Source organism: Aeromonas caviae, assembly GCF_000819785.1.
In the GTDB taxonomy this organism is placed as follows: Bacteria; Pseudomonadota; Gammaproteobacteria; order Enterobacterales; family Aeromonadaceae; genus Aeromonas; species Aeromonas caviae.
Window position 1 is genome coordinate 17,711 of sequence record NZ_CDBK01000069.1, and the last position, 13,806, is coordinate 31,516.

Below are 13,806 nucleotides of genomic sequence, written 5' to 3' on the forward strand. Positions count from 1 at the left end.
TTCTCTCCATCAGGTGGCAGCTTGCGCTGCCACACACGCTTACCAGGTCTGGGTTGCCTTGAAGTCATCCAGCAACGCAGTCAGCTTGCCAACGATCGTGTCGTTGTAGTCGGCCTTGGCATTGATTTCAGCCATCAGCTCGGCATGCTGGGTATTGGCGTAAGAGAGCAGAGCGGCTTCGAAGTCGACGATCTTGCTCAGTTCGACATCGGCGAGATAACCCTTCTCGGCGGCGAACAGCACCAGGGATTGCTGGGCCACGCTCATCGGAGAGTACTGCTTCTGCTTCATCAGCTCGGTGACTTTCTGACCGTGATCCAGCTGCTTGCGAGTGGCATCGTCCAGGTCGGAAGAGAACTGGGCAAATGCCGCCAGTTCGCGGTACTGGGCCAGCGCGGTACGGATACCACCGGACAGCTTCTTGACGATCTTGGTCTGAGCAGCACCGCCCACACGGGATACGGAGATACCCGGGTCAACCGCCGGACGAATACCGGAGTTGAACAGCTGGGAGGTCAGGAAGATCTGGCCGTCGGTGATGGAGATCACGTTGGTCGGAACGAACGCGGAGACGTCACCGGCCTGGGTTTCGATGATCGGCAGGGCGGTCAGGGAACCGGTCTGGCCTTTCACGGCACCCTTGGTGAACTTCTCTACGTACTCGGCGTTGACGCGAGCAGCACGCTCCAGCAGACGGGAGTGCAGATAGAAGACGTCACCCGGGTAAGCTTCACGTCCAGGCGGACGGCGCAGCAGCAGGGAGATCTGGCGATAGGCAACGGCCTGCTTGGACAGGTCATCATAGATGATCAGTGCGTCTTCGCCGCGGTCACGGAAGTACTCGCCCATGGAGCAACCGGCGTAGGGAGCCAGGTACTGCAGAGCAGCCGCTTCGGAGGCAGAAGCCACGACCACGATGGTGTTGGCCAGGGCGCCGTGCTCTTCCAGCTTGCGCACCACGTTGGCGATGGTGGAGGCCTTCTGGCCGATCGCAACGTAGACGCACTTAATGCCGGAATCTTTCTGGTTGATGATGGTGTCGATGGCGATGGCGGTCTTACCAACCTGGCGGTCACCGATGATCAGCTCACGCTGGCCACGACCGATAGGGATCATGGCATCGATGGCTTTCAGACCGGTCTGGACTGGCTGGTCAACAGACTTACGCTCGATAACGCCCGGGGCGATCACTTCGATCGGCGAGAAGCCGTCGTTGTCTACCGGACCCTTACCGTCGATCGGCTGACCCAGGGTGTTGACCACCCGGCCCAACAGACCACGACCGACCGGCACTTCCAGAATGCGGCCGGTACCCTTTACCTTCATCCCTTCGGCCAGATCGGCATAGGGACCCATTACTACGGCACCAACGGAGTCACGCTCCAGGTTCAATGCCAGAGCGAAGCGGTTGCCCGGCAGCTCGATCATCTCACCCTGCATGGCATCGGCCAGACCGTGGATACGAATGATACCGTCGCTTACAGAAACGATGGTACCTTCGTTACGCGCTTCGCTTTTGACATCAAACTGCGCAATGCGCTGCTTGATCAGCTCGGCGATTTCAGTGGAATTCAGTTGCATGCTCTAATACCCCAATCAAGATTGCAGCGCATCGGCCATGCGATCCAGCTTACCGCGGACCGTGCCGTCGATAACGAGATCACCGGCCTTGATGAGCACCCCGGCCATCAAGGACGCATCTGTGCTGCAATTCAGCTTCACTTTGCGCGCGAGACGTTGTTCCAGAGAAGCCTGAATATTGGCTTTCTGCTGGTCGGTCAGTTCGATCGCCGAAATCACGTCAGCCTGAACTTCTTTGTCCAGTTCAGCCTTGAGCGCGACGAATTCGGCAACGACCGCCGGCAGCACACCCAAGCGACCATTCTCGGCCATCACCCGGATCAGGTTCTGACCGTGCTCGTTGAGCTGCTCACCGCAGACACCGACAAACAGCTTTGCCAGTTCTTCGGCAGCAACGGAGCCGTTTACCAGGCTGTGCATGGTCTCGTTTTCTGCCACCTGAGCGGCGAAATCGAGCATCTCCAGCCATTGGTCAACCGCCTTGTGCTCAACGGCAAACTCGAAAGCAGCCTTGGCGTAGGGGCGAGCGATTGTAGTCAGTTCAGACATAGCCCCGTTCCCGTTACAGTTCTGCTACCAGTTTGTCGACGATGTCGCTGTTGGCAGCCTGGTCGATTTGGCGTGCCAGGATCTTCTCTGCACCCGCGATGGCAAGAGCAGCAACCTGCTTGCGCAGTTCTTCTTTGGCACGATGACGTTCAGCTTCGATCTCTGCACGGCCCTGAGCCAGGATTTTCTCCCGCTCAGCTTGGGCTCCGACAGCGGCCTCATCAATGATCTGGGCCTTGCGTTTGTTGGCCTGATCGATGATTTCAGCAGCCTGAAGCTTGGCTTCTTTCAGCTGATCGGTGGCGTTGGCCTTGGCCAGCTCCAGATCTTTCTTGGCACGTTCTGCAGAAGAGAGGCCGTCAGCGATTTCTTTCTGACGGGCTTCGATGGCAGCCATCAGCGGCGGCCATACGTACTTCATGCAAAACACTACGAAGATGAAAAAAGCAACTGCTTGGCCGAGGAGGGTGGCGTTGATATTCACAGCCGATGTCCTCTTTAGTTAGTTAATGGGTTCTGCGTGAGTCGTAATGACTTAGGCAACCGCAAACATCACATACAGACCCAGACCAACGGCGATCATCGGGATCGCATCCACCAGACCCATCACGATGAAGAACTGGGTACGCAGAACAGGGATCAGGTCAGGTTGACGAGCTGCACCTTCCAGGAACTTGCCACCCAGGATACCGATACCGATGGAGGCGCCGATAGCCGCCAGACCCATCATCATTGCAGCAGCGATGTACAGCAGGTCCATGTTCAAGTTTTCCATGAGGATCTCCATTTATTTAGATGTAATTGATTGTATAAAAAGGATTATTTGAGTTGCATCAACCATGGTCTTCCTGCGCCATCGACAGATAGACGATGGTCAGAACCATGAAGATAAACGCCTGCAAAGTGATGATCAGGATGTGGAAGATTGCCCAAGGCACGGACAGGATCCACTGTGACCACCAGGGTAACAAACCCGCAATCAGGATGAAGATCAGTTCGCCAGCATACATGTTGCCGAACAGTCGCAGACCCAATGAAACAGGCTTGGAAATCAACGTGACGGTTTCAAGGATGAAGTTAACCGGGATGGCAGCAGGGTGGTTGAAAGGCTGAAGCGTCAGCTCCTTCACGAACCCGCTGATACCCTTGACCTTGATGCTGTAGTACAGGATCAAGAAGAACACGCCCAAAGCCATGGACATGGTGATGTTAACGTCAGCAGAGGGAACCACACGCAGATAGGGAACACCCATCAACTGTGCAGCGTGAGGGATAAAGTCAACGGGGATCAGGTCCATGAAGTTCATCAGGAAGATCCACACGAACACCGTCAGGGCCAAAGGTGCGATGACCTTGTTGCGACCATGAAAGATGTCCTTGACGTTACCATTCACAAACTCGACCAGCATCTCCACAAAGCACTGCAGTTTACCGGGCACACCGCTGGTGGCCTTGACGGCAACCTTGCGGAACAACCAGATAAACAGGGCGCCTAGCACGACGGAAAATATCATGGAATCGATATTCACCGTCCAGAACCCGGACCCTACTTGCAGGTGGGTCAGGTGGTGGGAGATATATCCCTGAGGAGTCAGGACTTCTCCGGTTGCAGACATGAGTTTTCCTAATAGTGGTTGTTAAGCGTGAATGAAACTATCCACTGTACAACGAGGGCGAGGATATAAGTGGCGAAGAACGAGGCGGTGTCGACCTCAATCCCGGCGCCAAACAGCAGGGCGAAAAGTCCTGTTGTAGTAATGAGCTTAATCCCTGCCCCACCATAAAAGTCCCGCAAAACCAGGCCTACGCTCTCTTTCGTCACCTTGCGGCGCAGAACCCAGAGCGTGAACAGGGCTTGAGGAACCCAGTACATCCCCCCTCCGTAGAGAGAGGATTGTCCGGCGAACTCTCCCGCCTGATAAAACCAGACGGTGGCGATCGCCAGGATCAGGACCAGCTGACAAACGAGCATAGCCAAGGCCAGCGTCAAACCTTCCAAGGCTATTTTCTGCTTCACCAACCTACCCCTGAACATTACAGAACTGTAAAAAATCGGGATCCGAAGACCCCAGGTTCACAGCTCGAAAAGCCGGTCAAATTATACCCGTGAAGACAGCTATTGCAACATGGCAAAAATCCTTAATTTTTGCGGCTTTCCGCGCGAAATTAAGGTTATGTTCATATCGAAAGTAATGGATGTTTTATTACTACAAAAAGCGTAAAAATCACGATTCTGACAGGCCAAAATAGCCCAATACCCGGTCCAAATCTGCCAAGTTATCGTAACTTATTACTAACTTGCCGCTATCTTTCTTGCCCGGCTGAAGTTGCACCTGATTGCCAATTTTTTCAGAAATCTGGCGCTCGAGATAACCAAACTGCGGATCGCGGACGGGTTCAACCCTGGTTTTTGCCGGTTCCAGTGCTTTTTGCACCAGCTTCTCGGTATCTCGCACTGTCAGCCCCTTCTGGGCCACCAGTTTGGCCAGCTCTGACTGGGCCTGGCCGCTCAGGGCCAGCAGGGCACGGGCATGCCCCATGTCGAGGTCGCCGTGCTCCACGAAGCGCTTCACGTCCTCGTTGAGCTGGTTGAGACGCAGCAGGTTGGTGACAGTGGTGCGGGACTTGCCTACCGCCTCGGCAACCTGCTGGTGAGTCAGTTCGAACTCCGTCAGCAGGCGCTGGAGGGCGACGGCCTCCTCGATGGCGTTGAGATCTTCACGCTGGATGTTCTCGATAAGTGCGATGGCGACGGCCGCCTCGTCGGCGACATCCTTGACCAGGCAGGGCACCACTTCGAGACGGGCCAGCTGGGAGGCACGCCAGCGGCGTTCACCAGCAATGATTTCGAAACGGTTTTCACCGATGGAGCGAACCACGATGGGCTGGATCACCCCTTGTGCACGGATGGAGTTGGCCAGCTCCTCCAGCGCATCCTGGGACATATCCTTACGCGGTTGGTATTTGCCGGACTGCAACCACTCCACCGGCAGCTTACGCAATTCCCCCTGATTGGTCGGGGCCATGGCCTGTTCGGTGCGCTGGTCGCTCATCACCTGTTTCTGGCGGGCGGCCGTGCTGGTGCTGAGCAGGGCGTCCAGCCCCTTGCCCAGCCCACGTTTCTTCGGCGTCATATGCTCTCTCGATCTGCGGTGAACGGCTGGGACTCCTGTTCCTGGCGGCGCAGGATCTCGCCAGCCAGGGCCAGATAGGCCTTGGCCCCCACCGATGATTTGTCATAGTGCATGGCTGGCGCGCCAAAGCTCGGCGCCTCCGCCAGTCTTACGTTGCGGGGAATGATGGTGCGATAGACCTTGTCCCCGAAATGCTGTTTCAGCTGATCGGACACATCATTGGCCAGCCGGTTGCGATGATCGAACATGGTGCGCAGCACCCCTTCAATCTTCAGCTCCGGATTGACCACGGCTGCCAGCTTGCTGATGGTGTCCACCAGGGCGGTCAGCCCTTCCAGCGCATAGTATTCGCACTGCATGGGCACCAGCACGGAGTCGGCGGCGGCCATGGCGTTCACCGTCAGCATGTTGAGAGAAGGCGGGCAGTCGATGAAGACGTAGTCGTACTTGTCCCTGACCGAGGCCAGGGCGTTGCGCAGGCGGATCTCGCGGGCAAAAAACTCCATCAGGCGGATTTCTGCCGCGGTCACGTCGGCATTGGCGGCAATCAGGTGATAGCCTCCCGAGGTTTCGGGGATGATCACCTCGCCGATGGGGGCATCTTCGATCAGCAGTTCATAGGCGGTGCGCTCGACATCGTACTTGTCGACGCCACTGCCCATGGTGGCATTGCCCTGCGGATCCAGATCGATCACCAGCACCTTGCGCCGGGTAGCGGCCATGGAGGCGGCCAGATTCACACAGGTGGTGGTTTTACCCACTCCACCCTTCTGGTTGGCTATGGCAATGACTTTTCCCACACTGTCCCCTAAATGAATGCGGCGGCCCTATTCGGGCTGGATGGCTTTAAACTCCAGCAGATGGCGTTCGCCTTCCAGTTCCGGCACCACCAGCTTGTGGGTGGCAACCAGACGAATGCTGTCAGGCAACTGTGCCAGCTCCTGCTCGGGGTATTGTCCCTTGAGCGCCAGGAAGATGCCCTCGGGTGACGGCAGATGATGACACCAGCTCAGCATGTCCTCCAGGGAGGCGAAAGCCCGGCTCAGTACACCATCAAATCCGGTCTCGGGTTGATACTCCTCCACCCGGGATTTGACGGGGGTCACATTGGTCAACCCCAGCTCCAGGATCACCTGGCGGATGAAGTTGATCCGCTTGCCCAGGCTGTCGAGCAGCACGAACTGTTTGTCCGGATTGATGATGGCCAGCGGCAGTCCGGGCAGACCCGGACCCGTTCCCACATCGATGAAGCGTTCACCGTGCAGGTGAGGACTCACCACCAGGCTGTCGAGGATATGCTTGACCAGCATGGCGTCCGGATCTCGCACCGAGGTGAGATTGTAAGCCTTGTTCCACTTGTGCAGCAACTCGACCAACTGCACCAACTGGGTCTTCTGGGTTTCGGTGATAACAATTCCGGCCTGCATGAGCAGGCCGTTCAATCTTTGCAGCATGTTGTCCAACGGGGAATTCCTCAGGCGGTTTTACGCAGCAGGCCGTGTTTCTTCAGGTGCACCAGCAAGATGGAGATGGCGGCAGGGGTGATGCCGGAGATGCGGGACGCCTGACCAATGGTCTCTGGCTTGGCATCGTTGAGCTTGGCGATCACCTCGTTGGAGAGACCGTTCACGTCGCGGTAGTTCATATCCAACGGCAGCAGGGTGTTTTCGTTGCGCAGCTGTTTCTCCACCTCGTCGTGCTGACGCTCGATATAACCGGCGTACTTGATCTGGATCTCCACCTGATCCGCGGCAGCCGCATTGGTCAATGCAGGCCCCACACCCTCGATGGCCATCAGGGCATCGTAGGTCACCTCGGGGCGACGCAACAGCTCTTCCAGGCTCTGCTCCCGGGTCAGGGGAGTGTTGACCAGGGCGTTGACGGCCTCCAGAGATGGATGCTGTGGATGGATCCAGGTCGAGCGCATGCGCTGACGTTCCTGCTCCACCTGTTCCACCTTGGCATTGAACAGGCTCCAGCGATGATCGTCCACCAGACCCAGCTCGCGGCCGATGGCGGTCAGGCGCAGATCCGCGTTGTCTTCCCGCAGCAGCAGGCGATATTCGGCACGGCTGGTGAACATGCGATAGGGTTCGCGGGTCCCCAGTGTGGAGAGATCGTCCATCATCACGCCCATGTAGGCCTGATCCCGGCGTGGGTGCCAGGCTTCCTTGCCCTGGGCGCGCAAGCCCGCGTTCAGACCGGCCATCAAGCCCTGGGCAGCGGCCTCTTCATAGCCGGTGGTGCCGTTGATCTGGCCGGCGAAGAAGAGGTTCTCGATGCACTTGCTCTCCATATTGGCCTTGAGATCCCGCGGATCGAAGAAATCGTACTCGATGGCGTAGCCAGGGCGAGTGATATGGGCATTCTCGAAGCCACGGATCGAGCGGACGATCTGCACCTGCACGTCGAACGGCAGGCTGGTGGAGATCCCGTTCGGGTAGAGCTCGTGGGTGGTCAGGCCTTCCGGTTCCACAAAGATCTGGTGCGCCGTCTTGTCGGCAAAGCGGGTGATCTTGTCCTCGATCGACGGGCAGTAGCGCGGGCCTATCCCCTCGATCACCCCGGCGTACATGGGGCTGCGATCCAGGTTGTTGCGGATCACCTCGTGGGTCTGCTCATTGGTATGGGTCACGTAGCAAGGCATCTGGCGCGGATGCTGGCTGGCGTTGCCGATGAAGGAGAAGACCGGGCGAGGATCGTCACCATGTTGCTGCTGCATCACGGAAAAATCGACGGTGCGTGCATCGATGCGTGGTGGCGTGCCCGTTTTGAGGCGATCGATGCGCAGCGGCATTTCACGCAGGCGCTGGGCGAGGGCAATCGAGGGAGGATCCCCGGCGCGGCCCCCTTTGTAGTTCTCCATGCCGATGTGGATCAGACCATTGAGGAAAGTGCCAACGGTCAGTACGACCGTCTTGCCGCTGATGCGGATCCCGCTCTGGGTAACGACCCCGGCGACGCGATCCCCGTCCATGACCAGATCGTCACAGGCCTGCTGGAAGATCTTCAGGTTCGGGTAGTTCTCCAGGGTCTGACGCACCACAGCCTTGTACAGCAGGCGATCCGCCTGGGCACGAGTAGCCCGCACCGCAGGGCCCTTGGAAGAGTTGAGCGTGCGGAACTGGATCCCGCCGAGATCGATGGCCTGCGCCATGATCCCGCCAAGGGCGTCGACTTCCTTGACCAGGTGTCCCTTGCCGATCCCGCCGATCGCCGGATTGCAGGACATATGCCCCAGCGTATCTATGTTGTGGGTGAGCAACAGGGTATTGAGACCCATACGGGCTGCCGCTGTTGCTGCTTCGGTTCCTGCATGACCGCCACCGACGACGATCACATCAAATTGTTCATGGTATTGCATTGGGGATCACCTTGATCTGCACGCCTGAAGATCTTTGTTTGCCTGGTCTGAAGGGCGGATCATTCTATCTGTTTAGCATCCGGAGGGGAACGTCTACTTCAGGATCAGTATGGATCAGGGATCGGTTAAATAGATCTTAAGGATCTTTAGATCGATCTTTTATTGGATCTTTTATTAGGATCCGCGACTTCTGTTGATAAGGCATTTTTGATCATAAAGATCATTCGGTTAAGGTCGATCGCTGCTTGTGGAAAAGCTTGGATCCAGAGGGGGCGAACGGGGGGATAACATGGGTTTTTATACACAGAGACATGGTCGGCAAGATCTAATACATGAATAACTATAGGTTTTGCAGAGCTTGGCACCGAAGTTATGCACAGTTATCTTGGCTTATGTGGGGAACAATCGGGAAAAACTTATCCGGATCCCCCTGTTAATAACCTGGTGGATAGGGATCTGGGGATAACCAGGGAGATCGGGGGTCGTGACCGGATCTCCCTGGCCCTGATCAACCGATCAAGGTCATCCAGTCGTGGATCCAGGTTTCTGCGGCATCTTCGGGGATCTCGTGCTGGGTCACGTCTATTTCCAGGAGATCCCCCAATCGGCTGGCACCGCACCCGGCCAGCAGCCGATCCAGCGTCTTGCCGCCCTGGCAGAAGGTGTCATAACTGCGATCCCCCAGGGCGATCACTCCGTACTTGAAGGCGGCGAGATCCGGCTGCTGTTCGGCAAGATCCCGGGCAAAGGGCTGCAGATTGTCGGGTACATCCCCCGCACCATGGGTGGAAGTGACCACCAGCACGATCGCTTCTGGTTCGGTCAGGATCCTGGACAGGCTGGCGGGGTTGTGGATCTCCGCCTGGTGGCCCGCCTGTTCAAGCAGGCCGACCACATGATCTGCGACATATTCGGAGGCCCCCAGCATGGAGCCGACGACGAGGTTGAGTTTGGCCATGGAATGGATCCTGATGTCATCGAAAAAGTGAAGAGCGGGGATCTTACCGCCAAAGCATGTGGATAAATATGGATAAAGCTTGGGGATAAGGATCCTGCCCACTTTTTTGCTGCCAAAACTGGTCTCGTGGCCGTCACGCTGCCTTCTTTCCGCCTGTTGCGACCTCATCGCACCTTTCGTTGTCAAACGACACTTTAAAACATCAATTAACAATGCAGATGCAAATGATTAGCAATTATTGAATCGATTCGATCACGGCACCTGTAGTAGCATGGCGCTGCTTTATTCGCCTGAGGCGCCGGGCTGACCGGTCCAATTGGGCACCCATAATAAGAAATCAAACATAACTTATTGATATTTGAGACACTTATATGATTGCGCAAAAAAATACCCCGAATGCCGTGATGCGAAAGAGAGGCGCACAGCTGCTGCCGCTCTCCTGTCTGCTGGCGTCCCTGCCCGTGTTGGCGGCGGAACAGGCGGATAAAGAGTTGCCCAAGGCGGGCGAAACCATGGTCGTGACCGGGACCGCCATGAAGGTCGAGGTCCCCATGGCAGAGACCCCCCGTGCCGTTTCCGTGGTCAATCGCGAAGAGCTGGACCAGCACGCCGTACTCAAGCTAGACGAGTCCCTGCGCTATCGCTCCGGCGTCCTGTCCCAGTCCTATGGTTCGGACACGGATGCTGACTGGTTCAAGGTGCGCGGCTTCGATGCGGCTTCTTACCTGGATGGTAACCGCCTGTTCAGCACCGGTTACTATGTCTGGACCCCGGAACCTTTCGGCCTTGAGAGCGTGGAAGTGCTCAAAGGCCCGGCCTCCATTCTGTATGGCGAAGCCCCTCCCGGAGGCGTCATCAACGCCATCAGCAAGCGTCCGACAGCGACCCCGCAGGGTCTGGTGAACCTGCAACTGGGCAACCGGGATCTGCGTCAGGTCGGGGTGGATGTCTCTGACTTTCTTACCGACAACAGCCGTTATCGTCTGGTGGCCCTCTACAACGAGCGGGACGGCGTGCTGGATGGCACCTACAACGAGCGCGCCTATCTGGCGCCGAGCGTAACTCTGGATATTTCGGATCGCACCACGCTGACGCTGCTTTCCAGCTTCAAGCACGATGAAGGGGTGCCGACCAACGGCTTCTTCCCGGTCTATGGCACCCTGAATACCTCCGGCGGCCAGATCGATCCCTCCACCAACCTGAGCCAGCCGGATTACGATCGCAATCGCAATACCCAGATCTCCGCCGGGTACGAGCTGGCCCACCAGCTCAACCAGACCTGGGAGTTCAAGCAGAACGTTCGCTTCAACTACAACGATCTGCTGCTGCGCCAGACCTATATCTTCCCGACCTATGAAGGCACCACCGCCTACCGCGGCCTGGTCTACCGGGATGGGGATACCAAGAGCGCCACCATGGACAACCAGATGGTGGGCTACTGGAACACCGACAGCACGGAGCAGACCCTGCTGCTGGGGGTGGATCTGCAGCGCCATGTGAATGAAGGCCAGGAAGCCGACAACTATGGCATGGGCGCCATCAACACCATGAACCCGGATTACAGCGGTTTCCCCGGTTTTGATGAATCCACCGCGACCCATCAGAAGAGCACCAAGGGTCAGAGCGGCCTCTATGCCCAGCACCAGATCCGCTGGGATGATCGCTGGCTGCTGACCGCGGGCGGTCGTTTCGATTACGTGGAAACCCACAACATCAGCGAAGCCAAGAGCAAGAACGAGAAACAGTACGACGACAACCTCTCTCTCTCCGGCAGCCTGATGTACCTGGCCGACAACGGTCTCTCCCCTTACTTCGCCTATGCGGAATCCTTCGAAGTGCTGCCGGGGATAGACCCCAACACCGGCAACTCCTACAAGCCGCTGGAAGGCAAGCTCTACGAGACCGGGGTCAAGTACGCACCCAGCTTCCTCGATGGCTACATCAACCTGGCGCTGTTCGATCTGGAGCAGACCAACTCCCTGGTCTCTACCGGCTCCGGCCAGCAGACCCAGGCCGGTGAAGTGACCTCCCAGGGGGTCGAGCTGGAAGGGAGCGTGCAGGCCACCGAGGCGTTGCGCCTGACCGCTGCCTATACCTATACCGATGCCAAGACCAACGACACCGGCAACGGCGATCGTCGTGCGAGCCTGATCCCGCGCCACCAGGCCTCCTTCTGGGGCAACTACAAGGTGCAGCAGGGCCCGATATCCGGTCTTGAGCTGGGTTCCGGCGTGCGCTATGTGGGTTCCAGCGTCGGCATCGGCGCGGTGAATGCGGACTACACCCCCATCTATGGTTCCGCCCAGGTACCGGCACACACCGTATGGGATGCGATGATCGGGTATGACTTTGCCAAGAACTGGCGTGCCCAGATCAACGTCAACAACCTGCTGAACGACACCTATGTGGCGAGCTGCGACTACTACTGCTACTACGGCGAGCCGCGCAGCATAGTCGGCACCGTCAACTACCGCTGGTAAGCGACAGGCCGGGCGGGGGCGAAGGCTCCCGCCCTCCTTCCATTCATCTACAGGCCTGTCATGGAACTCTTGTCACTGGTTTATCGCCAATACCGTTGGCCCTTCATCGCCATTACCCTGCTCAGCCTGCTGAGTGCTGTCAGCGGGATAGGCGTCATTGCCTTCATCAATCAATCACTTATCGAATCAGTCGGGGATCCGCTGCCGATCCTGGGTCAGCTTGTCGGCCTTGTCTTGCTGCTGCTGGTGATCACGCTCGGATCCCAACTGGCCCTGACCACCCTGGGTCACCATTTCGTCTACCGGTTGCGTGGCCGCCTGCTCAAGCAACTGCTGGATACCGACGTCGCCCGTCTGCGTCAAATAGGGCAGGGGCCGCTCCTGGCCTCCCTTTCCAGCGACATCGGTCAGATCACCATCGCCTTCGTGCGCCTGCCGGAGCTGGTACAGGGCCTGGTGCTCACCCTGGGCTCCATCATCTACCTTGGCCTGCTCTCTCCCGCCTTGCTCGGTGTTACCGCCCTCTGGGTCACCGTGACCATGGTGGTGGGCTGGCTGCTGGTGAACCGGGTCTATCGACACCTGGCGCACATGCGCCAGGCCGAAGACAGGCTCTACCAGAACTACCAGTCCATCATCGCCGGGAGCAAGGAGCTGGCGCTCAACCGCGAGCGTGCCCACTTCGTCTACCACCAGCTCTATGAGCAGAATGCCCGGGACTACCGGGAGCAGATCATCCGCGCCGATACCTACCACCTGAGCGCGGTGAACTGGTCGAACATCATGATGCTGGGTGCCATCGGCCTGGTCTTCTTCCTGGCCAACGGGCTGGGCTGGGCCAACACCAATGTGGCCGCCACCTTCGCCCTGACCCTGTTGTTCCTGCGCACTCCCTTGCTGCAAGGTATCGGAGCCCTGCCGACCCTGATCGCCGCCCAGGTGGCGTTCGACAAGATAGCGGCACTCAATCTGGCGGAGCCGGACGAGGCGTTTCCGCTGCCGCCTGCGCCTCGCCCCTGGCAGCGCATCGAGCTGGATCAGGTGAGCTTTCACTACCAGGGGGAGGGCGGTTTTTCCGTGGGCCCCATCAATCTGGTGATCGAGCGGGGGGAGCAGATATTCCTCATCGGTGGCAATGGCTCCGGCAAGTCGACCCTGGCCATGCTGCTGACCGGGCTCTATCAACCGGTCTCTGGCCGGATCCTGCTGGATGGGGAGCCGGTCACCGATCGCAACGGCTATCTGGGGCTCTTCTCCGCCATCTTCACCGACTACCACCTGTTCCAGCATCTGCTGGGGCCGGAGCCGAAAGAGGCGCTGGTCGCCGAGTGGCTTGAGCGGTTGCAGATGGGCAGCAAGCTTGCCATCGAGGATGGCTTCATCGCCGATATCGACCTCTCCCAGGGCCAGCGCAAGCGGGTCGCCCTGCTGCTGGCCCTGGCAGAGCAGCGGGAGGTGATGCTGTTCGACGAGTGGGCCGCGGATCAGGATCCCCAGTTCCGCCGCATCTTCTATCAGGTGCTGTTGCCGCGTCTCAAGGAGATGGGCAAGACGGTGATCGCCATCAGCCACGACGATCACTACTTCTCACAGGCCGATCGCCTGCTGGAGATGCGCCAGGGCCACCTCACCGAACTGACCGGCGAGCAGCGCGAGCAGGTGAGCCGGGATGCGGTCGCCCATCTGGATGGCAAGGTGCCAGCCTGATGCTGGCACCGATGAGACTGGCAGCAAGCCAGC

The 13,806-nt window shown here is 58.2% G+C and carries 13 protein-coding genes; 2 read left to right on the forward strand and 11 right to left on the reverse strand.

Annotated elements, in window-relative coordinates; all coding sequences use genetic code 11:
• Positions 1 to 39: 39 nt before the first annotated feature.
• The 11 genes from atpA to mioC form a co-directional block, all read right to left on the reverse strand.
• Entirely contained in the window at positions 40 to 1,581 is a 1,542-nt protein-coding gene (atpA, locus tag BN1120_RS10975; protein ID WP_042016122.1) for a F0F1 ATP synthase subunit alpha, read from the reverse strand.
• A 15-nt stretch (positions 1,582 to 1,596) separates the two neighbouring features.
• On the reverse strand, positions 1,597 to 2,130 hold the full coding sequence (gene atpH / locus BN1120_RS10980; RefSeq protein ID WP_010672263.1) for a F0F1 ATP synthase subunit delta: 534 nt from the start codon (positions 2,128 to 2,130) through the stop codon (positions 1,597 to 1,599).
• A gap of 13 nt (positions 2,131 to 2,143) precedes the next feature.
• Positions 2,144 to 2,614: a F0F1 ATP synthase subunit B gene (gene atpF, locus BN1120_RS10985; RefSeq protein ID WP_010672264.1), complete on the reverse strand. Its 471-nt coding sequence runs from the start codon at positions 2,612 to 2,614 to the stop codon at positions 2,144 to 2,146.
• 51 nt (positions 2,615 to 2,665) lie between these two features.
• Positions 2,666 to 2,905, reverse strand: coding sequence for a F0F1 ATP synthase subunit C (gene atpE / locus BN1120_RS10990; RefSeq protein WP_010672265.1), 240 nt, complete (start codon positions 2,903 to 2,905; stop codon positions 2,666 to 2,668).
• 58 nt (positions 2,906 to 2,963) lie between these two features.
• Positions 2,964 to 3,746: a F0F1 ATP synthase subunit A gene (gene atpB, locus BN1120_RS10995; protein ID WP_010672266.1), complete on the reverse strand. Its 783-nt coding sequence runs from the start codon at positions 3,744 to 3,746 to the stop codon at positions 2,964 to 2,966.
• 8 nt (positions 3,747 to 3,754) lie between these two features.
• A complete protein-coding gene (locus BN1120_RS11000) occupies positions 3,755 to 4,165 on the reverse strand; it encodes an ATP synthase subunit I (protein ID WP_010672267.1) in 411 nt (136 codons plus the stop codon).
• 190 nt (positions 4,166 to 4,355) lie between these two features.
• Positions 4,356 to 5,264, reverse strand: coding sequence for a ParB/RepB/Spo0J family partition protein (locus BN1120_RS11005; protein ID WP_010672268.1), 909 nt, complete (start codon positions 5,262 to 5,264; stop codon positions 4,356 to 4,358).
• Positions 5,261 to 6,064, reverse strand: a complete 804-nt coding sequence (locus BN1120_RS11010; protein ID WP_042016124.1) for a ParA family protein — start codon at positions 6,062 to 6,064, stop codon at positions 5,261 to 5,263. The genes BN1120_RS11005 and BN1120_RS11010 overlap by 4 nt, the downstream gene beginning before the upstream one ends.
• Positions 6,065 to 6,091: 27 nt before the next feature.
• Complete coding sequence (gene rsmG, locus BN1120_RS11015) at positions 6,092 to 6,718, reverse strand: 16S rRNA (guanine(527)-N(7))-methyltransferase RsmG (protein ID WP_042016192.1); 627 nt, start codon at positions 6,716 to 6,718, stop codon at positions 6,092 to 6,094.
• 20 nt (positions 6,719 to 6,738) lie between these two features.
• A complete protein-coding gene (mnmG, locus tag BN1120_RS11020; protein ID WP_042016126.1) occupies positions 6,739 to 8,628 on the reverse strand; it encodes a tRNA uridine-5-carboxymethylaminomethyl(34) synthesis enzyme MnmG in 1,890 nt (629 codons plus the stop codon).
• Positions 8,629 to 9,136: 508 nt separating this feature from the next.
• On the reverse strand, positions 9,137 to 9,586 hold the full coding sequence (gene mioC / locus BN1120_RS11025; RefSeq protein ID WP_042016128.1) for an FMN-binding protein MioC: 450 nt from the start codon (positions 9,584 to 9,586) through the stop codon (positions 9,137 to 9,139).
• A gap of 371 nt (positions 9,587 to 9,957) precedes the next feature.
• On the opposite strand from mioC, the gene BN1120_RS11030 reads away from it, so the two are divergent.
• The gene (locus tag BN1120_RS11030) at positions 9,958 to 12,066 is read left to right on the forward strand and encodes a TonB-dependent siderophore receptor (RefSeq protein ID WP_042016129.1); all 2,109 of its coding nucleotides are present in this window, start codon (positions 9,958 to 9,960) and stop codon (positions 12,064 to 12,066) included.
• A 60-nt stretch (positions 12,067 to 12,126) separates the two neighbouring features.
• Positions 12,127 to 13,773 (forward strand): multidrug ABC transporter permease/ATP-binding protein, encoded by a 1,647-nt coding sequence (locus tag BN1120_RS11035; RefSeq protein ID WP_042016130.1) that lies wholly within the window; start codon positions 12,127 to 12,129, stop codon positions 13,771 to 13,773.
• The last annotated feature ends 33 nt before the right edge of the window (positions 13,774 to 13,806 follow it).

Bases quoted from the DNA above. Each gene is read 5' to 3' on its own strand.
- atpH (WP_010672263.1), bottom strand. From the start codon at position 2,130: ATGTCTGAACTGACTACAATCGCTCGCCCCTACGCCAAGGCTGCTTTC.
- BN1120_RS11000 (WP_010672267.1), bottom strand. From the start codon at position 4,165: ATGTTCAGGGGTAGGTTGGTGAAGCAGAAAATAGCCTTGGAAGGTTTG.
- atpA (WP_042016122.1), bottom strand. From the start codon at position 1,581: ATGCAACTGAATTCCACTGAAATCGCCGAGCTGATCAAGCAGCGCATT.
- rsmG (WP_042016192.1), bottom strand. From the start codon at position 6,718: ATGCTGCAAAGATTGAACGGCCTGCTCATGCAGGCCGGAATTGTTATC.
- BN1120_RS11030 (WP_042016129.1), top strand. From the start codon at position 9,958: ATGATTGCGCAAAAAAATACCCCGAATGCCGTGATGCGAAAGAGAGGC.
- atpB (WP_010672266.1), bottom strand. From the start codon at position 3,746: ATGTCTGCAACCGGAGAAGTCCTGACTCCTCAGGGATATATCTCCCAC.
- mnmG (WP_042016126.1), bottom strand. From the start codon at position 8,628: ATGCAATACCATGAACAATTTGATGTGATCGTCGTCGGTGGCGGTCAT.
- BN1120_RS11035 (WP_042016130.1), top strand. From the start codon at position 12,127: ATGGAACTCTTGTCACTGGTTTATCGCCAATACCGTTGGCCCTTCATC.
- atpE (WP_010672265.1), bottom strand. From the start codon at position 2,905: ATGGAAAACTTGAACATGGACCTGCTGTACATCGCTGCTGCAATGATG.
- mioC (WP_042016128.1), bottom strand. From the start codon at position 9,586: ATGGCCAAACTCAACCTCGTCGTCGGCTCCATGCTGGGGGCCTCCGAA.
- BN1120_RS11005 (WP_010672268.1), bottom strand. From the start codon at position 5,264: ATGACGCCGAAGAAACGTGGGCTGGGCAAGGGGCTGGACGCCCTGCTC.